This is a genomic window from Paenibacillus vulneris (assembly GCF_039543185.1).
GTDB classification, from domain to species: domain Bacteria; phylum Bacillota; class Bacilli; order Paenibacillales; family NBRC-103111; genus Paenibacillus_S; species Paenibacillus_S vulneris.
The window spans coordinates 339325-362675 of sequence record NZ_BAABJG010000003.1; the positions used below are offsets into that span (position 1 = coordinate 339325).

The following is a 23351-nucleotide window of genomic DNA, read 5'->3' on the forward strand; positions in this document are numbered from 1 at the left end:
GATCGATCCATACAGAGAGAAGGACCTTGAGTTCAAATTCAAGACCTCATAAAGAGTAGAGGAGAAAACAACCATGACTACGATGACTAAGCAAAATTATCGAGGCGTATATCATTTTTCACCGAAGGAAAATTGGATGAACGATCCGAACGGGATGGTGTATTTCGAAGGAGAATATCATTTGTTCTACCAGCACCATCCGAGCGGAATGACCTGGGGACCGATGCACTGGGGCCATGCGGTGAGCAAGGATCTTGTGACCTGGGAGGAGCTGCCGATTGCGCTAGCACCTGATGAACATGGCATGATTTTTTCGGGCAGCGCTGTGGTCGATTGGAACAATACGACGGGGTTCTTCGAAGGTCAGCCAGGCCTTGTCGCGATTTTTACGCACCACAAGGAAATGCCGGACGGAAAGCCAGCCATTCAGCGTCAAAGTCTGGCCTACAGTACGGATCGCGGCAGAACCTGGACGAAATACGAGGGGAATCCGGTGCTTGAGCATGCTGCCTATGTCGATTTCCGCGACCCTAAAGTGTTCTGGCATCAAGCAACGAACAGGTGGGTGATGATTATCGCTTGTGGGCAGACGGTATGTCTGTATCATTCTCCTGACTTGATCCATTGGACCTTTGCCAGCGAATTCGGCGAAGGGATCGGATCGCATGACGGGGTATGGGAGTGCCCGGACCTGTTCCCGCTCGCGATCGATGGGGATCCTGCGAACACGAAATGGGTCATGCTGGTGAGCATCGGCGCGGATCCCGCTTTTGTGGAAGGCTCAAGAACGCAGTATTTTACGGGTGACTTCGATGGGGAAGTGTTCACGCCGGATGAAGCTTCTAGGCGAGTTCGCTGGTTGGATTTTGGCAGAGATAATTATGCGGGCGTATCCTGGTCCGATGTGCCTGCAGAAGATGGAAGACGGCTATTTATCGGTTGGATGAGCAACTGGATGTACGCAAACCAGACGCCAACTGAAGGCTTTCGCGGTGCGATGACGATCGTACGAGAGCTTTCTCTCGAATTAAGACACGGGGACATCGTTCTTGTACAGAAGCCTGCGAGGGAATTGGAATCCGCCCACGTACAGGTTCTTTCGATGAATGAGGAAACGGTTCATGAAATCAATACGCGCCTTTCGGAGATTCGCTTGGAATCGTATGAGCTGGTGGCGGCGTTCCCGCGCGGGAAGTCTGCTGGATTTAAGGTAAGAGTAGGTGTGGATACAGAAACCGTGATTGGAGTGAACGGTGAAACCGAGGAGCTTTATGTTGATCGAACGGCGTCGGGTCTGCACGAATTCCATGAGCATTTCTTAGGACATCATACAGCCAAGCTGAACGTGCAAAACGGGCTCTATGAACTCCGCATTTACGTGGACCGTTCTTCCGTAGAAGTGTTCGGTCAAGGCGGCCAGGCCGTCATTACGGATCTGATCTTCCCTGGACCGGAATGTACCGGACTTGCCGTGTTCTCAGAAGAAGATCAAAACTTGCGGATGTCCCTGGATATCTATGAGGTTAAGCCTTTTGCGGAGCAGGCCAAGAAATAGCCATCGAGAGGAGTCATGATATGCGGATAGGTGCAATTGAAGCCGGAGGAACGAAGTTCGTATGCGGGATTGGGAATTCGCAGGGGGAAATCGAAGATCAGATTAGCTTCCCGACCGAACGTCCGGAACTGACGCTGCCGAAAGTAATTCAATATTTTCAAGACACGAAGGTTGAAGCCATCGGCATCGGGTCGTTCGGGCCGATCGATTTACGCCCAGATAGCACAACGTATGGTTACGTGACCACAACGCCTAAGCCGGGGTGGAGCAACTTCGATATGCTGGGCACGCTTAGAGAAGCCTTCCGGGTTCCGTTCGGTTGGGACACAGACGTCAACGCAGCGGCACTCGGCGAGGTGACGTGGGGCGCTGCCCAAGGGCTGTCCAGCTGCATATATTACACCATCGGAACCGGTGTTGGCGTCGGAGTCTATGCAGAAGGCCGCCTGATTCATGGCCTTGTTCATCCGGAAGGAGGGCATATTCTGATGAGACGCCATCCTGACGATCCTTTTGCAGGCGGATGTCCCTATCATGGGGATTGCCTGGAAGGCATGGCAGCAGGTCCTGCGATTGAAGCAAGGTGGGGGGTAAAAGGGCACGAGCTGCCTGCAGATCATATCGCATGGGAGATTGAGGCATTCTATATTGCGCAGAGTATCACAAGTGCGATCTTATTTAACTCTCCTCAGCGAATCATTCTTGGCGGAGGTGTGATGCAGCAATCCCAATTGTTCCCACTTATTCGTAAGGCTGTGCAAGCGAATCTGAATGGTTATATAAATTCAAGCGCCATCCTGGAGCACATCGATGATTATATCGTGCCGCCCGGACTGGGTCAGCAAGCTGGACTATGCGGCGCTTTGGCACTGGGACTTGCTGCCAGGGATCGGGCTTTAGCTTAGAATAGAGAAATGGTATGGCGGCCGGTTGCGTTAAGGAATCGGCTGCCTTCTTCTTGTTTGATTCTAGTTATGCGGAAGGGAAGTTACCGACTGATCAGTGAGGTCGAAGAGCAAGGGAATAAGGATGTATAAGAAGCAGCGAAGCTAGAAGTCATAACCATGAAAGTGGGTATGACTTCTTTTGGTTTTTTTAGAGAGAATTGTAAGCGGAGCTGAATCGTCAAGGATTGTTGGTGAGCCTGGCTTGGTTTAGCTTGTGTAGAAGCAAAGCACAAAAGGCACTGGGTAGCCCTGATCTTGTTGAATAACCATCCGCTGATTGTCATGAAAATGCCGAAAAAAACGTTTGCGGCAGCCGGTCGTTCTGTCGGCATACAATAAGGTGTGGAGCTAGCTAAAAGAAGAATGAAGGGTTAGTCATGTTTCTTATTAGCCGGGAAACCTTGAGTAGGACAATCAATAGCGATAAAGCGAATTATACAAAAATTGGTCCTGAGTATTTTGATGGTTTCTACAGAACTACGCAACTCTACAAATCGTACAGGAATTAATTGCATCTCCATTTGCGGTAAGACTGAGCGAATTGCAAGTGTTGATAATGAAGTACAATTCGAATAGGGAGATACGGAGTTGAAATCGATGCTTTTGAAAACATTACTTTAAACTACGTGGAGTTATCGTTAAATACAAGACGGAACCAGCTTTTGCCCAAGTATTTGGATTAGTTGGTGACCCTTACGATAAACCTCCTGTTCTTAGAACTAAATCAGGCATAATACGACGGGTACGTTAGTTTAGTACTAACGTAAGGCAGCCAGAATATCAGCTGTCTTTCAGTTATTGAAGTAGACCCAACGGAATGTATGGTAATTGAAGACTCCGAAAATGGAGTGATTGCTGCTAAGAGTTTTAATGATTTAAAGATAAAGGAATTACGGAAACAATTTGATTAGTGAGCATGTTAAGGCTTAAGGTGAGCTACAATTCAATAGTCTGACGACGTGGATTGGCTTTATGCAAGCGGTCATGATATCTTAATAAACTTATATGGAAGGCATCCGGTCAGAGTGTATCCTCGCAATGGGCAAAAAAAGTGCCGGAGTAGTCGAGGGCTGCGGCCGTGTAAGTTGATCTATGTGGATAATGCAACCCATACTGTCCGACGACAAGAACATAATGACATGGAAGCCGCATTTTATGTGGCTTCTTTGTTGTATAAGAAAACCCCCGGTTCGAACGGGGGTTCAGAAAAGATTATAGCTTTGGGCAGGAATCCCTAGAACTTCATTGATACTTGAAGGGAAAAAGTTCGCTAATGATCTTCGACAAATTTGCAAACCTGAAGTATAGACTCTAAGACGAACGAGATGTCGAGTGTCCAGAATCTGCAAAACGGAGTGAGGTGTATCATGTGATTGCTTTACTTGGTAAAATAGTGACCCTGTTCCAAATCCGCGATAAGACTAGGGTGTGTTGGCCGCCATCCCAAGCATTCCCGGGTTAGTGCGCTCGATGTTGGATTGTCAGCTGACGAGGCGAAGGAGAGCCAACCGAAGTAAGCATCTGCATCTTCGCGGGAAATGCTGCGTACCGGCAGGTTCAGGTTACGACCGATGACCTCAGCGATCTCTCGGAATGGCACGCCTTCATCGTCAACCCCGTGATACACAGCTCCAGTGCCCCCCTTTTCCAGCGCTAATCTGAAAAGGCGTGCTGCATCAAGTTGATGAACTGCCGGCCAGCGGTTAAGTCCTTCTTCCACGTACGCCACAAATCCTTTTTCACGCGCGATATCGATTATGACCGGAACAAAACCTTGCTCGCCCGGGCCATGAACGGACGGTGACAAACGGACGACCGATGATTTCACCCCGCGACCAGCCAGCACGATCGCCGCCTCTTCGGAGCGCCGCGGCGTAGACTGGACCGATGCATCTTCTTCCGTCCCGATGCGTCCCAGAGGGAGCGCCAATGTTCCTGAGGTAACCACTAGCGGCTTCTTGGTACCCTCCAGTGCTGCTCCGATCGCCTCGATCGCACGGCCGTCCGCCTCAGCAGCTGCCGCAAAGTTCGAGAAATCGTGATTAAAGGCGAGGTGTATGACGCCGTCTGCTGCAGATACGCCTTCCTGGAGGCTATTGATGTCTTCAAGGGAACCGCGTTGTACTTCGGCCCCAGCTGCCTGCAGCGCCGCGGCAGACTTATCCGAGCGGGCGAGCCCAACAACCTGATGCCCCGCAGCAATAAGTTCACGAACTACAGCAGAGCCTACGAAGCCCGTTGCTCCTGTTACAAAAACACGCATAATTTTCCTTCTTTCCATATTTGACTTGTTGAAACTGCGAGTCCAGGACTACTTAGATCTGAGAGCCGCCACCGTCAACAGGGAATTCAGCCCCAGTGGTATAGGTGGCATCGAATGCAAGAAATAGGACAGCATTGGCAACCTCACGGGGCTCACCGAGACGCAGCATCGGATTCTCATGACTCATCTGAGCCTTAGTCTGTTCCGCAGCTTCGGCCGGGATCGATTTTTCCAGAATGCCTGTGTCGATTGGGCCGGGGCTGACCGCGTTCACGCGAATCTTCCGTGGTAGCAGTTCGCGGGCAAGACTGCGCGTGATGGAGCGAAGCGCCGCTTTGCTGGCAGCGTATGTGCTGATTAATGGAATTCCCAGCACGTTTGCAACCGAAGTGGTGAGCACCACGCCGCTTCCCTCGTTAAGCAACGGGACGAGTTTTTGCACGGTAAAATACGGGCCCTTGGTGTTGATGGCGAGAATCTCATCGTAAGCTTCCTCGGTAACGGACTCAAAAGGAACAAAGCTAGTCACACCAGCGTTTACGAACAGGGCGTCGATCTTGCCAAACTCGGACTTTACCCGGTCGGCCAGAGCGTTGATATCATTCAACTTTGAGGCATCACTAACAACAGCAATAGCGTTGCTCCCCAGTTGTTTCTTTGCCGAATCGAGACTAGCTTGATTGCGGCCGGTGATCATAACGTAAGCCCCTTCATCCACCAGCAACTTTGCCGTCTCCAGGCCGAATCCGCTACTGCCTCCCGTAATCACGACTCGCTTGCCCTCGTACTTACCTTTTGTCGTAGTATTCATCTTTCATTTTCTCCCTTCGTTAGAATGATTGCTTATCTTGCAAGACCGATTATAGCTCACTAAGTGAATAAAGTAAACTAAATTAATGAAATTAGTTAATTAATTATATTTTGTAAAAATAGTTTGTGGTTTTGGCAAATTCGATATAATATGATGTATAAGTACAAAGGAGGCTCGTTTTGTGAGAAAACCCGTAAGTGCCCATCACTATATAGAGAAAATAAAGCCTGTTATAAGAAAGAACAAATTTAGCCAACTTAAAATCGATGATATTGCTAAGTTTATGGATATCAGCAAGGTGACTCTGTATAAGCATTTTTCATCAAAAGATGACATTATTCAGCAGGTTGTAGAGTATGAAATCAACTATTTGCAACAGGCTGATGCCGTTGTGAGCGACGAATCCGTATGTTATATCAGGCGCTTCCAACAAACATTTCTGCAATCGTTGATCTGTGTGATTTATATATCCGATTTGTTCCTGCAGGACCTCAAGGAGTTTTATCCGCGACTTTTTGAAGAACTTGTCATTGCTCAGCAAAATCGAAATAAAAATCTAGAAAGTTTTTTTCAATCCGGGATGGATCAGCACATTTTCAACAGAATGAATGCAGTGCTGTCTTTGGTCCAAGATGACGCTACGCTGCGGCGTATCATGGAACCGACATTTAGTATTCAGTGGTATGATCTCACATTGAAACAAGCCGTTATGGAATTCTATCAAATGAAAAAATATCAAATGATCCGGCCAGAACATTTGGATGCGATTGACGATTCTAATTTTGAAGATCAGGTCGTGAAAATTTTGCAAACCTTATAATCATCAGCTCCCTTCTTTCGGGATAAAGTTGGAATCAATCCTTCGCCAAGTACAATGAGCAGGATTGATTTTTTATTTTTGCTGCTGCGACTTTGGTTATATAGAAAGTTTCCTTGGAAATGAATGGGAACCCCTCGGTAAAATAGAAAGTGAAAAACTAACTACAGATAGCACCGAAAGGAGATAGGATGACTCATAACGAGGCTGTTAAAATATGCGATGCATATTTACTTCCATTCATATCGGAGCTGTACGGGTTGGAGGGCTATGAAATCAGGCCTGTGAAGGCACATGCCGGAGGACGGAATCTCGTTTATCGCTGCGAGAAAGAGGGCGCTGATGGCAAAATTATTAGAATCGCCTACTTGAATGACAGGAGCCGGGAAGAATTGCTGGGCGAAATGGAATATATCCGATATTTATTCGAGCATGGCGGTAGTGTCTCGAATGTAGTCAGCTCCCGGAAAGGGAATCTGCTGGAAGAGATAACTCATAATAATCACACCTTTTTTGTCTGCCTGTTTGAAAAGGCTAAGGGAAAAAGGCTTGTAGAAAATCATTATCGGTACCGGGAAGGAGTCCCTATTACCGAATACTATTATAACTGTGGTAAAGTTCTGGGGAAGCTGCACCAATTGTCGAAAGAGTACACTCCTGTCCATCGTCGGTATAGCTTTTTTGATAAATACAATGCAGAGTATATCGATAAACTAATCCCCGGCTCCTTATCTCTGCTTAAGGAGAAGCTGGCAGAGCTCCTTAAAACCTTGGAAGGGCTGGACAGGAACCCGGAATCTTTCGGTATGATCCATTTTGATTACAATGATGGGAATTATACGATAGATTTTGCTACAGGGCAAATCACTGTATACGATTTCGATAATGCTTGCTACGGTTGGTATATGTATGATCTGGCAGATCTATGGAGAAGCGGCATGGGCTGGATACGATCTGAACCTGACGCCGGTAAACGCCAAAAGTTTATGGATGATTACTTTAAAACAGCGCTCAAGGGGTACAGATCCGAGACCCAGATCGAAGACTCAATGTTGGATCAATTGCCCTTATTTATCCAGGTGACCATCATGGAACATATTGTAGATGCATTAGAGGGTATGCGGAACAACGGTGAAGAGCTGACGTGTGATGAGGAGCTGTCCTATTGCATAAAATGCCTGGAAGATGATGTCCCGTATCTAGGATTTTTCCATGAGATGTATTCGTATGAAGAACCCTTCGAGTGTGAGGAACGAGATATTTGATCGTTTTGTTGGGGGTGCCCTGAATCAACGCGGCATTCCCCATAAAGCAATAGGATGTATAGGACGTTGATCAATCCGTTGAACGGTTGCGAGCCTTATCATAATCGGGCAGCGTACTAGAGTGTATTACTATGCGGTCTAAAATTTTTTTAGTCAATGGCATAAAGTAATTAAGCAGTAGTCCCCCTAAGCAAACGGTTAGTAAAGTACCAATACCAATCGGTCCATGGAAAATCATTGCCATGATCAAGAATACGACGTAAATGAAGGTTCTAGAAAAAAATAAATTGGATTTAGTTAGTTCTTTAATAATTAATGTTAATCGGTCAATGGGAATCGGGGCAAAATTAGTGTGTAAATAGGTGGAGGTTCCTAAGCCTATAATAACTAAACCGATGCCGAAGCAAAGGATTTTGCTGTACCATTGTTCAGGAGTTATTACATCGTGCAATAAAAAAAGCCACATATCAATGCCAACCCCCGTTATCAATGCTGTCAGCATCCCCAAAACTTCCGGTCTTTGTCTTTTTAACAGCGAATTACAGCCTATCAGTATCAAAGCAGTTATGATTTCCCAGCTCCCCACCGTAAGCCCCACATTTATGGATAATCCCACCAAAAGCGCATCAAAAGGTGAAGTTCCAAGCTCTGATTGTATAGTGAAAGAAATACCAAGGGTCAATATTAATATTCCTACGACATAAAAAACATATTTCACTTTCCTCGACCTCTTTTAGGTTTATTTATGTTGCAAATACAACAAATTTAAGTTAAATTTACTATATATCGTTTTTATTTCATTTGCAACAAAAATTGTGCTAAGGAGATCATTATGAAGGAAATCCTGCGTGAAATAGGAATGATTGCAAGGGCATTAGATTCAATCAGCAATATAGAATTTAAAGAATTTGACCTTACAAAAGGCCAGTATTTGTACCTTGTCCGAATATGTGAAAACCCGGGAATCATTCAAGAAAAATTAGCGGAGATGATCAAAGTTGACCGGACAACCGCGGCACGTGCCATACAAAAGCTTGAACTGAATGGCTTTATCGAAAAGAAAGAGGATGAACATAACAAAAAAATAAAAAAGCTCTTCCCAACAGATAAAGGGAACGAGGTGTATCCTTTTATCAAAAGAGAGCATGATCATTCGAATAGCGTCGCATTAGCTGGATTTTCCGAGAAAGAAGCAGAAACCATTTATCATCTTCTTCAAAGAGTTAGAAAAAATATAGAAATAGATTGGGAATTCGTGAAAAAGGGAAACAAGAGAAATTATTGATTCTGTAAAAAGGAGCTGTCTATGAAAATGACTGTAACCATAAAAAAATGCGGCCGTGAAGATCTACAAACACTCCAAGAAGTAAGTATCGAAACCTTCAACGACACATTTAAAGATCAGAATTCGCCTGAAAATATGAACGCCTATTTGGAAAAAGCATTTAACACTACCCAGTTGGAAAAGGAATTGTCCAATATCTCTTCGGAATTTTATTTTGTCTTTTTCGATGAAGAGCTTGCTGGGTACTTAAAAGTGAATATGAATGATGCCCAATCCGAGCCAATGGGTGATGAGTCGCTCGAAGTGGAAAGGATTTATATAAGACAACCATTTCAAAGAAAAGGGCTTGGAAAATATTTAATAAACCAAGCAATGGAAATAGCCAGAGGACACAACAAAAAGAGCATTTGGCTGGGAGTCTGGGAAAAGAACGAGAATGCCATTGACTTTTATAAAAAGATGGGTTTTGTTCAAACTGGAGCACACTCATTTTATATGGGCGATGAAGAACAGATTGATTTTATATTGACCATGACGCTGATATGATAAAGAGCATTGACGAATTGGTGCAGTGAAAAATATTAATAATGGATCTTCAGCTAGTCCACTATTTTGCTTATTGTTGGTTTATCCTTTTAAAAGGATTTATGAATTTAGTATGGGAGGAGAAAACCATATGTATATACCGGAGCAATTCAAAATCACGGATCATTCCATTGCCTACAAGATTATGAGGGAAAATAGTTTTGCAACTTTATTTTCTCAACATGAAGGAACACCCTACGCCACTCATTTGCCGCTGATTCTCGATAAGGATCATAAGTACCTATACGGTCATTTTGCCCGTCCAAACCCTCAATGGAGAGACATTAGGAATCAAGATGTGTTAGCGGTATTTCAAGGTCCCCATTGTTATATCTCTCCCTCTTGGTATGAGACGAATAAGGCCGTTCCGACATGGAACTATGTGACCGTTCATGTGTACGGGAAGGTCGAATTTATTGAGGACGAAAATGAGTTAATGGAGTCCTTGCATGAGATGGTATTGAAATACGAAGCCCCTGACAGCTCCTACAGGCTGCAGGATATAGACCCCGGCTTTCTAAGCGGTATGAATAAAGGGGTTCAAGGCTTTAAAATGAAAATAGACAGAATAGAAGGGAAAGCGAAGTTAAGCCAAAATCATTCCATTCAACGGCAGGAATTGGTTATTCAACAGCTAGAGAAGATACCGAATACAGACGAGCAGCAAATTTCCTCTCTAATGAGACAAAATCTTAGATCATTAAGCTAAGGGGTATGACGGATTCCGACAAGCCTTAACAAAAAGACAGCAAAACGGTCATACATTCGTGTCACCTACAATATGATGAGTCTAGAACAATCTGAAGAGGTGAGCCGATGGCAGTCGTAAAAGCCAGGCAAAGAGATATTGATATGTTGGCAAGGTTACTTCGAGCCGAAGCTGTGGGCGAAGGTGAAATGGGCATGCTTCTTGTCGGAAATGTTGGCATTAACCGAATAAGGGCGAATTGCTCCGATTTTAAAGGAATCCGGACTATTCCTCAGATGATCAACCAGCCGCATGCGTTTGAGGCGCTGCTTCATGGAATGTATTATCAAAGCGCAAGAGAGCAGGAGCGCCGTCTCGCGCGGCGGGCTGTGAATGGGGAGCGGTTTTGGCCGGCTAAATTCTCCCTCTGGTATTTTCGTCCGGGAACAGCGGAAGCTCCCGAGCCATGTCCGGATACATGGTATAATCAGCCGCTTGTAGGAAGATATAGGCCGCACTGCTTTTTTGAACCTACTGGGGAAGAATGCGAAAATATTTATAATACGTATTAAATTAAGGTTTAACAAGCTGCAGCAGTTGCCCTCCATATCGAGCGCAGCTACAGTAGAGTACAAGGAAGCGGATGCCATATACACTGGCATCCGCTTTTGGTTAGTGGGCAGCTTGAATATTTCGATACTTCTGTTGAACCGCCTCCGGCAGCTCCTCAAAGGTCACCTCTTCCCAGTATGTGACGCCCCGTAATAAAGTGTGATATAACCGAACATAAGCTTCGTTTCTCAGCTGCTTTCCAGCCGAAAACTCCATCTCCTTTCCTTTTCCCTTCTCTGTGTATACTGTCAGCTTATACTCATAACGTCCGTTCATATTTTGTACGCCGGGACCCGATACCATCGTATAGTAGATGGTTTTGCCAGCTGGGTTTTCGGGTGTCAATTTGTCGGGAGTAAAGAAGAACATCCATAAAGATACGACAATCAAGAGCATAATTCCCAGCGTCAGTAATAGTTTTTTCATTCTACTATTCCTCCTTAATCAGGATGTAACCATATCTTTGTTCTTCATCCGGCGAATAGACCATGACGCAAAAACAAGAATGTAGGCCAAGGTCATTAACCAAAACAGGGTGTTTTGTATGCCGGTCAGCTTATCTTGGCTCAACACGCTCATGCCGATGGTAAGCAGGGAGAACGGGTAACCTATGCCCAGCTTCGCAACATACAGGCCAAGACCGATTAATGCCGCGCACAGACTTATTCCGATAGGCGTAGCGAAGCTGCGGATCTGCAGTGAAAGACCCAATTGCAACGCGATGATGGAGAGGGAAGCATACCAACCGCGCAACGTCCACCCTATAGTCTCTACAGGCAGTGACCCGGACAAGGAAAGCAGAGTACCTGCGAGCCAGTACAGACCTAAGAACAACGCTTGCGCGAATAAGATAAATAGGCTAACGGTAATCCATTTGGCAAGATACACACTTGCGACGGATACCGGAGAGGTCAGTACCAGATTCCAATTCCGGTTCAGATGCTCCAGTCTGCATACATAAGAACAGCAGATAGCAATCAGGACGGGCAGGAAAAATTCTGCGTAAAACAGGCTGACTTGAGTCCACAGGCTGTACCACCCATTGTTCAGGACATCCCGGTTCAAATAGTAATTTGCACATCCAATCAGCAGGCTTAGGATAGGGAGAAGAGCGAGTATAAGACTCATCCTGGAATGCCGCAGCTTGAGCCACTCGGCGGAAAGGCTTCGTATCATTTGTGTTCCTCCTCAGTATTCCTGCCGGTTAGCATGAGCACTTCCGGCGATATAGAACAGAATGGCCATGAGCAGTGCCGCCAACGCGAGCCCGGAAACCAAAGGCTGTTCCATATAGGTGCCCGAAGCTTCGGCGTACCGGTAAGTAACCGGGCTCAGATCCAAATAATAAGACCAGATAAACCAATGTCTGGCAGCGGCAGGGAAGAGCCCGGCGGTCATTCCGATAAAGCCTCCTAGCATTCCAAGGCAAAGCGCAAAGGTCTGGTTTCTCACAACCCAAGAAATCCACTGTTGAAGAGCCGTAACAGCAAGAGTGGCCAGCATAGTCCCCCCCACGAACCGGATTAGCAGGTCGATAGGAAAGCCGCCGGGAAAACCCTTAGTCAAACCGAACACAAGTATGAATACGGTCTGTGCAAGAATGCCATAAAGGAGCAAACTATTGGCGCATACATACTTCGCTGCATAGAGATGTCCGCGGCTCACATTGGCGGCTGCAAGCATTGTCCAAGTGCCTCCTTTATGCTCCATATCACAAATCCGGGAGGCAACAATAGCTGAGATTATCGGCATAAAAAGCCCATTCATGGACGAGATGCTAAAAAAGACAGATTCCCATACAGCATGCTCCTGATTACGGGCTATAGACACGCTGGTAGCCATAAGGACCCACAGCAGCTCTGCGGCAAGAAAAAGTATAATCATGACCCCAATCTTTTTGCGGCGGATTTTGAAGTATTCCAGTCCTACTGCTTTGATCACAAGCTGCGCTCCTTTCCCGTCAGGTCAAGGAAAATATCCTCCAGACTTTTTTTTCGTTCCTCGATTCGGATGACCGGAATGTCGTGTGAAACAAGCAATCTGTTGATATCCGCCACGTCTGTGTCCCCAAGATAACCGAGCTCGAGCTGACTGCCGCTGTGGAGCGGGCTATGACCTTGGGCGAGAAGGAGCCTTTCGGTTTTGCTGTTGTTCCCGGTTTTTAGCAGGATGGCGGGCCTGCCTTGTTCCTGCAGACTTGCCATTTTGCCCTGAAATAACAGATTTCCTTCACTGATAATGCCTACGGAGGTTGCGATCTGTTCGATTTCCGAGAGCAGGTGGCTGGAGAGCAAGATCGTCATCCCATAGCGTGCGGGCAGTGATTTGATGAGCTCCCGGATTTCACCGATGCCAGCAGGGTCAAGACCGTTCGTCGGCTCATCCAGGATTAGCAGCTTGGGGAAGGCGAGCAGGGCCATTGCGATTCCAAGCCGCTGTTTCATTCCGAGCGAATATTGCTCCGCTTTCTTGTCCTTGTGATTGTCCAACCGTACGATACGAAGCGCCTCATCTACGTTTCGATCCGATACGTTCCGCAGACGCTGCATGATCCTCATATTTTCAAGACCTGTCAGATGTCCATAGTAAGAGGGCGACTCGATCAGCGAGCCGGTACGCTCGAGAATGTAGGGACGGTGCCTGTTCAGGCTTTTTCCGAAAATGTGGATGTTCCCCTCCGATGGCTTGATAAGTCCGAGAAGCATCTTTAGTGTAGTTGTCTTTCCGGCGCCGTTGGGTCCAAGAAACCCGTAGATTTCCCCATCCTCAACATGAAGATCAACCTTATTTACGCGGTTCATCCGCCCATAGGTTTTGGTCAAGCTGTGCGTTTGCACAATGGCCGAATCACTCATATGAAAGCTCAGCTCCATTTCCGTCTTTGGTGTACTTTTCTTGGTATTCACTGTAATCGGTCCGCCTTTCTGCAATCTAAAGAGAACCTTACGTCCACCTTAAATCGATTCAGAAAACAAACAGATCACCCTTCGGTTCAGGTATAATGAAAGTCGGGTGACGGAGAATGGAGAATGTCAAAGACAAGAAAATTTTAATCGTTGACGATGAACCGGAAATCAGAATGATGATGGAACGGTTTTTAAGAAAAGAGGGCTTTTTTCGCATTTATCTGGCCGCTGACAGCGCATCGGCTCTGGCGAGCTGCCAAACGGACAAGCCGGATATAGCGATTCTTGATGTCATGCTGCCGGATGGAGATGGATTTTCCCTTTTGTCCTCCATTAGACAGTTCTCGGAAATGCCCGTCCTTTTTCTTTCCGCGCGGGGGGAGGATGAGGATCGTTTGCTTGGACTAGGTTTAGGGGCGGATGACTACATGGTGAAACCGTTCCTGCCGCGCGAGCTGGTGCTGCGTTTGATGGCGATTTTGAAGCGGGTTTATTCCTCCCCTGTGACGGAGTATCTTTGCAGCTTTCGATTAGGAGAAAGGGTCATTCATATGGATAGTGCGATCGTGCAGATAGATCAGGAAGAACTGCCATTGACAGCCAAGGAGCATGCCATTCTTCTGAAGCTGTATGAGAGCCGGAACCGAATCGTCACGAGTGATGCCTTATGTCAAGCCGTCTGGGGAGATGACAGCTACGGCTACGAAAATACATTGATGGTTCATATCAGGCGGTTACGCGAAAAAATCGAGAAGGATCCATCCAATCCCATCTATCTGCTTACTGTCAGAGGACTGGGATATAAGCTGTTGGCGAAGGAGAACACCTAAGTGGACAGTATTATACGCGTGCTGCGCCGCTATGTCGCTTCGACCATCATCCTCTCGATATTCCTCCTCATCTTCAATTTCATATTGCTAAGCGTGTTGATCTTCAGGGAAATTAGCCAGCGGCCGGCTCCAGAGGACGTAGTTAAAGAAGTGGCCGAAAGCTTGGAGCTGCAGGATGGCAGCTATACCTTGGGTGAGCATGCTGCCGATATTCTTCAGCGCCATAAGGCGTGGGCCATGCTGCTCGGTAATGATGGCCGAATGAAATGGAATGCTTATTTGCCCGATGATGTACCGCAAGCCTACAACCTGGTCGATGTAGCCAAGTTCTCACGGTATTATCTTATGGATTATCCCGTTTACCTTTGGGAGCATAAGGATGGTCTTGTTGTGGTCGGTTATCCTAAGAGCAGCTATGGAAAGTATCAATTGAATTTTGTTTCCGACTGGGTAAGGTCACTGCCTATTCGGATTGTGTGGCTGCTCCTTCTTAATGCAGCGGTGGCTTTGCTTGTATCTATCGTTATGGGAACACTTCTAATAAGAAGGATTCGCCCCCTTGTTGCAGGGGTTCATCGTCTTGCTGAGGAACAAGAGGTCCGCTTGGATACCAAAGGGATATTTGGTGATCTGGCCCGCAGTATGAATTCCGCGTCAGATATTGTTCAGAAAAAAACAGCGGCGTTGAAGGCACGGGATGAGGCGCGCTCCAACTGGATCGCCGGTATTTCCCATGATATCCGGACCCCGCTCTCGATGGTTCTAGGCTATGCAAGTGAAATGGAGGATAATCGGGATTTGCCGGAGGAGCAGAGGCATCATGCCGGGATCATCCGGCGTCAGGGGGAGAAGCTGCGCTCGCTTGTAAGCGACCTGAACCTGGTCTCTATGCTTGAGTATGAAATGCAGCCTTTGCATTTAAAAAACATCCGCTTATCTGTGCTGGCAAGACAAGTTGTCGCAGATTTTTTGAATAATGGCTTGGAAGAACGATATGAAATTGAATTACTGCTGGCGGACGAAGCGGTTCAAGTCCATGGGGATGAAAGATTACTGCTGCGGGCCATCAGCAATCTTGTCCATAATAGTGTGCGGCATAATCCGCAGGGCTGCCGGATCAAGCTGGAAACCTCTTTGTCCAGGGACGGCTCCAAGTATCGCTTTATCGTAAAGGATAATGGAGCGGGAATTCCCCAGGAGCAGTTGGCGGTTATTACGGAGTTGCCCTATTCGTTAAAAAGAAAGAGATCTGTTCAACAAGGCCATGGTCTGGGACTTCCCATGGCGGCAAGGATTGTGCAAGCACATTCAGGCCGTCTTATTCTTGAAAGTGAAGCGGACCAAAGAGGTTTAACCGTATTGATGGAATTTCCTGTACACTCTGTTCATGGGGCACAAGCGGATCCGCTGTAAGATTGGAAGCAGCAAGAAACGGGTTCAACCTACGACGCGGCTGCCGGCGCCAACCGGCAGCCAAACGTTGGTCAGCCATTTGGTAACGATCCCATGCTATTTTTGCCAAGCTTCTCTTTAAGGGATTGCTTAGATGACGCAGGTTTAAGGATTGGTAATTGCGGGATGTCCGGGAATTCGGTACAATGATTCATAGCTATAAATAATATGAGATATGAGGGGGGAGCCTAAGGTGAAGCCGGAATATTGTACTACGTCGCAGCACCCGAAATGGTTCGGCCTCGCTGTTCAAGCACTTATCATTATGTCTAAGGAGAACGTTAATACAGCTTGTCCGAGCATCGAGCTTGCCAAATACCTTCAATCTGAGCCTTCTTTGCTGCGCCGTATTCTTGCCGTTCTTGCCAAGGAAGGGTTTATCGGAACCAGGGAAGGTCGCGCCGGCGGTTATCACTTACAGAAACCACCGGAGTCCATTCGTTTGGTAGATATCTATGATGTATTTCGTACAGGCAGCAAGCTATGCTTTGGTATTACTGAAACAGCGGGCACGCATCCTTTTGGCTGCAGCATGAAATCCGTGCTTGAGGAAATCACTAATGAAATGGATGAAAGCATGCGCGGAGTTTTGAGCAAGTACACGATAGCGGATATTGCCAATCAATTGGAAACAAAAACTTAACATGAGCCTAGGCAATAAGACAGTTGACAACGGCCAGCACAGAGTCTATACTGTGCAATATAATCAACAGTTTAATGCTGAAGCATGATGCATATTTTTTTGGGATATACTGTGCTTTATTCCACACAGTTTCCTGATATGAATTTATGCACTCATTCTTCCAGCTGCTCAGGTCATTGTTTTTTTGCTGCAGCTGTCAATCGCTGATAAGCATTAGCTAGCGTTTGAAGCTGTGCTACATCATAAACAGCAGTTAATTTAAGGAGGATTTCATATGTCAACTTCAACTCAAACCGGGACCAATTCCCCGCTATTCACAGATGTTATTCGCGAACGCCGTTCTGTACGTCACTATGACAAATCGGTCCGTTTGTCCCACGAGCAAATTAAGGAGCTGCTGAAGGAAGCAACGCTTGCACCTTCCTCCTCCAATGTTCAGCCTTGGCGTTTCCTCGTTATCGAAACGGAAGAGCTGAAGGAGAAGCTGCTTCCGATCGCTTTTAACCAGTCTCAGGTTACTGAAGCGGCAGCGGTAATCGCTGTATTGGGGGATACGGAAGGCTATAAAAAAGCCGACGAAATTTACGGTGAAGCAGTAAAACGCGGCTTTATGCCGGAAGATACGGCCAAATCCTTCGCGGAAAGAACCGTGAGCATGTACGGCGCGCTTCCGAAAGAGATTTTGAATAAAATCATTTACACTGACGGCGGTATTGTTTCCCAGCAGCTGATGCTGGTTGCACGCGCTCATGGCTACGATACGGTTCCAATGGGCGGCTACGACGCGGCCAAACTTAAGGAAGCCTTCAACATCAGTGACCGGTACCTTCCGATCATGCTGATAGCGCTCGGCAAAGCCGCAAAACCAGGCCATCCGACGACACGCTTGCCGATTGAGGAGATTACCTTCTTTAACGAAATGCCCGCAAACTAATGAGTAACGACCTTCGAACCGGTACGATCATGTACGGGACCTCGAAGGTCTTTTTTTCCTATTCTATAAAAATGCTTACATCTATCTGTTTACCTAGAAAATAAGTCAGAATCAGGAACACGAAAATAAACCTTTTCACGAAGCAATATAAGAAACTGCCTTGTATTGTGATTGTTTTCACATACAATTCACTTACATTCCGTTAAACTTGGAGCTACATAAGACATTATAAGGCTTAAGCCAAACGGAGGGGTACCTATGAGACAGCAGGACAATATGAGCAAGAGCTTTACGACGATCGGGCATCCGCTGTACGAATTTAACGAAGCGGTTCAGCGCTTGAGAGAAGAGCACGCCATGCTCGAGGAAGGCTTAAGCGAACTCTGCGCTGCAGCCAAGAAGATAGGCGGGGAGGAACAAGTCGCCGATTGGACCGGCACGCTCCGTGAATTGAGGGCAAAGGCTGAAGCGTTTCAGCAAGAGCTGGAGGCCCACAGCCAATGGGAGGAGAAGAAGATGTTTCCGATGATTGCCTGGTATTTCGGAGAGGAGCTGGATCAATTTCCGCTGATGGAACAGGAGCATGAGCTGGCCGAGCAATGCATCAGAGCCTTCTTCAAAGCCGTTGACAGAGTCCATCATGCCGTGCGCCGCCCGGAGGCACAGGATATAGCGGCTTATTTGCTGCAGGCCAGCTCGATATTAAAGCATCATTTTCGCAAGGAAGAGGAGATCATCGAGGCGCTGGAAGACCGTTCGAACAGGTTCGGCTATTAGGCGGCAGGGAGGGATTTCTATGGGCTTCGCCCAACCGGATCAAATCGCGCTGCGCACTGTGCAGGCCGGCGTGAAGAAAGCGAATCTTCCTCTGTCTGCCCAGCTTCCGCTCGGGTTCGCCGCCGGCGCATTCATCTCACTTGGTTTTCTTCTTGCGATCCGCGTAAGCGCGGGCCTTCCTCCAGAATGGGAGGGCTTCCGGAGCTTTCTCGGGGCCGCCGTTTTTCCGTTAGGTCTGATATTGTGTCTGGTAGCCGGCGGGGAGCTGCTGACAGGCAACATGATGGCCCTGCCCTTCGCCTGCATGGCGGGAAAAGCTTCTTTCCGGCGAGTGGCTGCCAACTGGCTGGTCATTACGCTGAGTAACTTCGCTGGCGCGATCTTCGTTGCCTATGTGTTTGGCCACCTCGCCGGGATGATGGAGCATGGGCCGTATTTGGCCTACATGACTGGATTAACGCATGCGAAGCTGGAGGAACCCTTCCTGACCGCGATGATCTCGGGGATCGGCTGCAATTGGCTTGTCTCCCTGGCTGTCTGGATCGCTTACGGCTCGGATGACGGTGCAGGCTTGGTTGCTGGCGTCTGGTTTCCGGTCATGGCGTTTGTAGCGCTTGGCTTCCAGCATGTGGTCGCTAATATGTTTCTCATTCCTGCGGCCATCTTTGCGGGGGAGGCGACCTGGCGGGAGTTTGCGGCTAATTTTGTTCCTGTTTTTATTGGGAATGCGGTAGGAGGCTGCTTGTTTGTGGCAGGAATTTATCATGTGGCATATAAGCGGAAGCTGCAAGAAAAAGGAGAAGGGTAGCCAGCCGATACCTGACTTGCTCGTTCCTTGACCGGCACCTGCAAGGCAAATCGCTTCATTCGGAAGAACGTAATTAACACGTGTGATTCTGCAGATAAAAAAAGTAATAGATGTGATTTTTTTCACATACAAACCACCAACGATTTGGTAAATTATAGCCATGGGGAGGACAAAGAAGCCCGCAACCATAGAAGCGTCAAAGCATTAGGCTTCACATCTTTCCTGGATGAAAAAACAAAGTAGAAAGGGAGAGAACCGCTATGAAGAGAACCTCCATCGGATTCCATCGATCTCCAGTGGGAAAGGATTTTTTTAAATAAGTTTGTGAAAATAATCACTATCCAGTTCTTCAACTATTTTCATATTAAAACATAGGAGAGGATTATCATGTTGAAATGGGTAAGGGAAAACGTTTATGCGGCCGGTATCTTCCTTATTCTTAGGGTGTATCTCGGATGGCAGTGGATGACGGCGGGTTGGCACAAGTTGACCGGCGGGTTTGACGCTACCGGGTTTATGAAGGGGGCTGTCACGAAGCCGATCGTCGATAAGGCGACCAATGAGCTGGTTTATCCGACCTTTACAGCGTTTTTGGAGCATTTTGCACTGCCGCACGCTGCATGGTTTAACATCATCATACCAATCGGTGAATTCTTGGTAGGTCTCGGTTTAATTCTCGGTGCGCTGACGACAGCGGCTGCATTCTTCGGTATGCTGATGAACTTCATGTTCTTGTTCGCGGGTACCGTAAGCACGAACCCTTGGCTGATCCTGCTCGGCGGCCTGGTGTTTATTGCTGAAACCAATGCCGGCAGATTCGGAGTCGACTACTATCTGCTGCCTCTGATCCGCAAAGCGACTCAAAAGCTGAAGCATGGGGGATATAAAGGTCCTACCACCACCGGCGGCAAGCCTAAGGCGCTGCATGTTTAATCTAAATCACAACAGGAAGCAATTCTGGGAGGTCATGATCATGAACATGAAAATGTCTAATGAGACGCAAGCCGATTTGGGCACCGCACATGAAACGGAACTGTCCGAGGCGCTGGACCGATTGAAGCGGGAGCATGACGATTTATTGCACGGATTGAATGAGCTCTATGCTCAGGCAAGGCAGGTTGAACGGGAGGCTGACCATGAACGGCCGCTTCCCCTCCTGCTTCAGCTGCGGCTTAGAGTGCAAGCCTTCTCGGAAGAACTGAAGCGTCATTCGGAGTGGGAAGAGCATGAGCTGTATCCGTTCCTGAACGACTACTTTCACCGCAAGCATGTACCCTCTATCGTGCCTTCGCTGTGGATGCTGGAGAAGGACCATGAACTGGCATCCGACAATCTGAATGCCTTCTTGAAAGCCGTTCATGTGATCGAGAACAACCCTGAGGCTATGCTGCCCAGCCAAGCGACTGCTTATTTGATTCATGCTTGCCGCATGCTTCAAGAGCATCTGCGTCAGGAGGAGCAGATTGTGTTCCCGATGACGGAACAAATTTTGACGGATATGGATTATTTGTTTTCTTAAATACGGGAATGGAGGCGGAACTATGGCAATCAGAGAAAAGCAGGCAGCACCCGAAAGCGCGGTATCTGCACAAGAGGAAGTAAACGGACTAGTCCAAAAAGCCAGGAAGGCATTGCAGGCCATGCTTCAGCTGAACCAGGAGCAGGTGGACGCGGTGGTGCAGCAGATGGCGCTGGCCGGTCTGGATAAGCATATGTCACTCGCCAAGCAAGCGGTTGAAGAAACGGGCCGAGGCGTCTATGAGGATAAAATTACGAAAAACCTGTTCGCTACCGAGTACATTTACCACAGCATCAAATACGACAAGACCGTTGGCGTCATCGAAGACAATCCTTATGAACAATACCAGAAGGTGGCCGAGCCGGTAGGGATCATCGCCGGTGTCACGCCTGTAACGAATCCGACGTCAACCACCATGTTTAAGGCGCTGATTGCCATGAAGACCCGCAATCCGATCATCTTCGCCTTCCACCCGTCAGCTCAGCGCAGCAGCGAGGCCGCAGCGCGGACCGTGATGGAAGCGGCTGTTAAAGCAGGCGCACCCGAAGGCTGCATCCAGTGGATAGAGCATCCGTCTGTGGAGGCGACGAATCTCTTGATGAACCATCCCGATGTAGCGCTGGTGCTGGCTACAGGCGGAGCTTCGATGGTCAAGGCGGCATACAGCACGGGCAAACCGGCGCTTGGCGTCGGACCGGGCAACGTGCCGTGCTTTATCGAGAAGACGGCCAATTTGAAGCAGGCCGTGACCGACTTGATTTTGTCTAAAACGTTCGACAACGGTATGATCTGCGCGTCCGAACAAGCCGTCATCATCGAAGAAGCTATCTATTCTCAGACGAAGCAGTTAATGAGCGATATGGGCAGCTATTTCTTGAACAAAGAAGAGACAGAGGCGGTTTCGAAGCTGGTTATCAACCCGGAGAAATGCGCGGTCAATGCCGTCATCGTCGGCCAGTCCGCTGTGAAAATCGCCGGTATGGCAGGCATCACGGTACCGGCGGATACGAAGGTGCTTGTTGCGGAGCTCGCAGGCGTCGGCGAGGCCTACCCGCTATCCGCCGAGAAGCTGAGCCCGGTTCTGGCATGCTACAAGGTGAAGAACGCCGCTCAGGGCATCGCCCGGGCCGCTGAAGTGATCGCCTACGGCGGTATGGGGCACTCCTCCGTCATTCATTCCAACGACGAGTCGGTGATTGCGGAATTCTCCGCAGCGCTGCAAACCGGACGCATCATTGTCAATGCGCCTTCGACGCACGGCGCGATTGGAGATATTTACAACACGAACCTGCCGTCCCTTACGCTCGGCTGCGGCTCCTACGGCCGCAATTCGACGACGGCGAACGTCACAGCGGTCAATCTGCTCAACATCAAGCGGGTGGTGCACCGTACGGTCAATATGCAGTGGTTCAAAATCCCGCCGAAGGTTTATTTCGAGAAGGGCGCAACGCAGTACTTGGAGAAAATGCCGGATATCTCGCGCATCCTGATTGTGACTGACCCCATGATGGTGAAGCTCGGATACGTCGAGCGTGTCGAATATTATTTGCGCAAGCGGAAATCACCCGTCTCCATTGAGATTTTTGCCAATGTGGAGCCCGACCCGTCCGTCGATACGGTTGAACGCGGCACAAGGCTGATGGAATCGTTCCAGCCGGATTGCGTCATTGCCCTTGGCGGCGGTTCCCCGATGGATGCGGCGAAGGCAATGTGGCTGTTCTATGAATATCCGGATACGAGCTTCGAGTCGCTGAAGCAGAAGTTCCTGGATATCCGCAAGCGGGTATACAAATATCCGCGTCTCGGCCGCAAAGCGAAGTTCGTCGCTATTCCGACGACCTCGGGTACGGGCTCGGAGGTGACCTCCTTCGCGGTCATTACCGACAAGCGGGCAGGCCATACCAAATACCCGCTGGCCGATTATGAGCTGACGCCGGATGTAGCGATTATCGACCCGGACTATGTATACAGCCTGCCGAAAACAGCGGTAGCCGATACAGGCATGGATGTGCTCACCCATGCGATTGAAGCTTACGTGTCCGTCATGGCTAACGATTATACCGACGGCCTTGCTATCAAAGCGATCCAGCTCGTGTTCCAATACCTGGAGCCTTCGTTCGCTACGGCAGACCCGCTGGCCAGGGAAAAGATGCACAATGCTTCGACGATTGCGGGGATGGCCTTTGCCAATGCCTTCCTGGGCATTAACCACAGTCTGGCCCACAAATGGGGCGGAGAGTTCCACACGGCGCACGGGAGGACGAATGCGATTCTAATGCCTCATGTTATCCGTTATAACGCGCAGAAGCCGACGAAATACGCATCGTTTCCCAAATACGGTCACTTTGTAGCCGATCAGCGCTACGCCGAAATTGCCCGCATCCTGGGTTTGCCTGCCCGTACGACGGAAGAGGGTGTGAACAGCTTGATCGAGGCGATCCGCAAGCTCAATAAGGCGCTCGGCATCCCGGCCTCCTTCTCGGAGCTCGGCATCGATCCGCAAGTATTTGAGGCCAAGGCCGACGAGCTGGCCGATCGCGCCTTCGAGGATCAATGCACGACCGCGAACCCGCGGATGCCGCTCGTCACCGAGCTGGCGGAGCTGTACCGCAAGGCGTTTTACGGGAAATTTGAATAAGAAGCCCGTCCTTATT

The 23351-nt window shown here is 48.3% G+C and carries 24 protein-coding genes; 17 read left to right on the forward strand and 7 right to left on the reverse strand.

Annotated features, from left to right (window positions below; translation table 11 throughout):
• Nucleotides 1–73 precede the first annotated feature (73 nt).
• Together ABEA66_RS02955 and ABEA66_RS02960 are read left to right on the forward strand one after the other, a co-directional pair.
• A complete protein-coding gene (locus tag ABEA66_RS02955; RefSeq protein ID WP_345585902.1) occupies nucleotides 74–1555 on the forward strand; it encodes a glycoside hydrolase family 32 protein in 1482 nt (493 codons plus the stop codon).
• 20 nt (nucleotides 1556–1575) lie between these two features.
• Nucleotides 1576–2460 (forward strand): ROK family protein, encoded by an 885-nt coding sequence (locus ABEA66_RS02960; RefSeq protein WP_345585904.1) that lies wholly within the window; start codon nucleotides 1576–1578, stop codon nucleotides 2458–2460.
• A 1420-nt stretch (nucleotides 2461–3880) separates the two neighbouring features.
• Here ABEA66_RS02960 and ABEA66_RS02965 read toward each other — a convergent pair.
• Nucleotides 3881–4765, reverse strand: a complete 885-nt coding sequence (locus tag ABEA66_RS02965) for an SDR family oxidoreductase (protein WP_345585906.1) — start codon at nucleotides 4763–4765, stop codon at nucleotides 3881–3883.
• A 52-nt stretch (nucleotides 4766–4817) separates the two neighbouring features.
• On the reverse strand, nucleotides 4818–5576 hold the full coding sequence (locus tag ABEA66_RS02970) for a glucose 1-dehydrogenase (RefSeq protein ID WP_345585908.1): 759 nt from the start codon (nucleotides 5574–5576) through the stop codon (nucleotides 4818–4820).
• 181 nt (nucleotides 5577–5757) lie between these two features.
• On the opposite strand from ABEA66_RS02970, the gene ABEA66_RS02975 reads away from it, so the two are divergent.
• Nucleotides 5758–6396, forward strand: a complete 639-nt coding sequence (locus ABEA66_RS02975; RefSeq protein ID WP_345585910.1) for a TetR/AcrR family transcriptional regulator — start codon at nucleotides 5758–5760, stop codon at nucleotides 6394–6396.
• A 188-nt stretch (nucleotides 6397–6584) separates the two neighbouring features.
• Nucleotides 6585–7658, forward strand: a complete 1074-nt coding sequence (locus ABEA66_RS02980) for a phosphotransferase enzyme family protein (protein WP_345585912.1) — start codon at nucleotides 6585–6587, stop codon at nucleotides 7656–7658.
• A gap of 70 nt (nucleotides 7659–7728) precedes the next feature.
• On the opposite strand, the gene ABEA66_RS02985 is transcribed toward ABEA66_RS02980, so the two are convergent.
• Entirely contained in the window at nucleotides 7729–8376 is a 648-nt protein-coding gene (locus tag ABEA66_RS02985; protein WP_345585914.1) for a YczE/YyaS/YitT family protein, read from the reverse strand.
• Nucleotides 8377–8490: 114 nt separating this feature from the next.
• Between ABEA66_RS02985 and ABEA66_RS02990 the strand changes: the two genes are divergently transcribed.
• The 4 genes from ABEA66_RS02990 (at nucleotide 8491) to ABEA66_RS03005 (ending at nucleotide 10788) form a co-directional block, all read left to right on the forward strand.
• Nucleotides 8491–8943 carry a MarR family winged helix-turn-helix transcriptional regulator gene (locus ABEA66_RS02990; protein WP_345585916.1) on the forward strand — a complete coding sequence of 151 codons (453 nt, stop codon included), beginning with the start codon at nucleotides 8491–8493 and terminating at the stop codon, nucleotides 8941–8943.
• 27 nt (nucleotides 8944–8970) lie between these two features.
• Nucleotides 8971–9489, forward strand: a complete 519-nt coding sequence (paiA, locus tag ABEA66_RS02995; RefSeq protein ID WP_345586326.1) for a spermidine/spermine N(1)-acetyltransferase — start codon at nucleotides 8971–8973, stop codon at nucleotides 9487–9489.
• 130 nt (nucleotides 9490–9619) lie between these two features.
• On the forward strand, nucleotides 9620–10237 hold the full coding sequence (locus ABEA66_RS03000) for an FMN-binding negative transcriptional regulator (protein ID WP_345585918.1): 618 nt from the start codon (nucleotides 9620–9622) through the stop codon (nucleotides 10235–10237).
• A 107-nt stretch (nucleotides 10238–10344) separates the two neighbouring features.
• On the forward strand, nucleotides 10345–10788 hold the full coding sequence (locus tag ABEA66_RS03005) for a cell wall hydrolase (protein WP_345585920.1): 444 nt from the start codon (nucleotides 10345–10347) through the stop codon (nucleotides 10786–10788).
• A gap of 100 nt (nucleotides 10789–10888) precedes the next feature.
• On the opposite strand, the gene ABEA66_RS03010 is transcribed toward ABEA66_RS03005, so the two are convergent.
• From ABEA66_RS03010 to ABEA66_RS03025, 4 genes are read right to left on the reverse strand one after another with little or no spacing between them, the layout of a single operon-like run.
• Nucleotides 10889–11254, reverse strand: coding sequence for a YxeA family protein (locus tag ABEA66_RS03010; RefSeq protein ID WP_079912727.1), 366 nt, complete (start codon nucleotides 11252–11254; stop codon nucleotides 10889–10891).
• Nucleotides 11255–11272: 18 nt separating this feature from the next.
• Nucleotides 11273–12004 carry an ABC transporter permease gene (locus tag ABEA66_RS03015; protein WP_345585923.1) on the reverse strand — a complete coding sequence of 244 codons (732 nt, stop codon included), beginning with the start codon at nucleotides 12002–12004 and terminating at the stop codon, nucleotides 11273–11275.
• A 12-nt stretch (nucleotides 12005–12016) separates the two neighbouring features.
• Nucleotides 12017–12769: an ABC transporter permease gene (locus ABEA66_RS03020; protein ID WP_345585925.1), complete on the reverse strand. Its 753-nt coding sequence runs from the start codon at nucleotides 12767–12769 to the stop codon at nucleotides 12017–12019.
• A complete protein-coding gene (locus ABEA66_RS03025; protein WP_345586328.1) occupies nucleotides 12766–13683 on the reverse strand; it encodes an ABC transporter ATP-binding protein in 918 nt (305 codons plus the stop codon). The genes ABEA66_RS03020 and ABEA66_RS03025 overlap by 4 nt, the downstream gene beginning before the upstream one ends.
• A 167-nt stretch (nucleotides 13684–13850) precedes the next feature.
• Here ABEA66_RS03025 and ABEA66_RS03030 point away from each other — a divergent pair, with 167 nt between their 5' ends.
• The 9 genes from ABEA66_RS03030 to adhE all read left to right on the forward strand — a co-directional run bounded on the left by ABEA66_RS03030 (nucleotide 13851) and on the right by adhE (nucleotide 23335).
• Nucleotides 13851–14564 carry a response regulator transcription factor gene (locus ABEA66_RS03030; protein WP_345585927.1) on the forward strand — a complete coding sequence of 238 codons (714 nt, stop codon included), beginning with the start codon at nucleotides 13851–13853 and terminating at the stop codon, nucleotides 14562–14564.
• Entirely contained in the window at nucleotides 14565–15977 is a 1413-nt protein-coding gene (locus ABEA66_RS03035; RefSeq protein WP_345585929.1) for a sensor histidine kinase, read from the forward strand.
• Nucleotides 15978–16209: 232 nt separating this feature from the next.
• A complete protein-coding gene (locus ABEA66_RS03040; protein WP_079912722.1) occupies nucleotides 16210–16659 on the forward strand; it encodes an RrF2 family transcriptional regulator in 450 nt (149 codons plus the stop codon).
• A 274-nt stretch (nucleotides 16660–16933) separates the two neighbouring features.
• Nucleotides 16934–17593 (forward strand): nitroreductase family protein, encoded by a 660-nt coding sequence (locus tag ABEA66_RS03045; protein WP_079912721.1) that lies wholly within the window; start codon nucleotides 16934–16936, stop codon nucleotides 17591–17593.
• 258 nt (nucleotides 17594–17851) lie between these two features.
• Complete coding sequence (locus tag ABEA66_RS03050) at nucleotides 17852–18370, forward strand: hemerythrin domain-containing protein (protein ID WP_345585935.1); 519 nt, start codon at nucleotides 17852–17854, stop codon at nucleotides 18368–18370.
• Nucleotides 18371–18389: 19 nt separating this feature from the next.
• Entirely contained in the window at nucleotides 18390–19178 is a 789-nt protein-coding gene (locus ABEA66_RS03055; protein WP_345585937.1) for a formate/nitrite transporter family protein, read from the forward strand.
• A gap of 387 nt (nucleotides 19179–19565) precedes the next feature.
• On the forward strand, nucleotides 19566–20111 hold the full coding sequence (locus ABEA66_RS03060; RefSeq protein ID WP_377740275.1) for a DoxX family protein: 546 nt from the start codon (nucleotides 19566–19568) through the stop codon (nucleotides 20109–20111).
• Nucleotides 20112–20151: 40 nt separating this feature from the next.
• Complete coding sequence (locus ABEA66_RS03065; RefSeq protein ID WP_345585939.1) at nucleotides 20152–20697, forward strand: hemerythrin domain-containing protein; 546 nt, start codon at nucleotides 20152–20154, stop codon at nucleotides 20695–20697.
• Nucleotides 20698–20719: 22 nt separating this feature from the next.
• Complete coding sequence (gene adhE / locus ABEA66_RS03070) at nucleotides 20720–23335, forward strand: bifunctional acetaldehyde-CoA/alcohol dehydrogenase (protein ID WP_345585941.1); 2616 nt, start codon at nucleotides 20720–20722, stop codon at nucleotides 23333–23335.
• The last annotated feature ends 16 nt before the right edge of the window (nucleotides 23336–23351 follow it).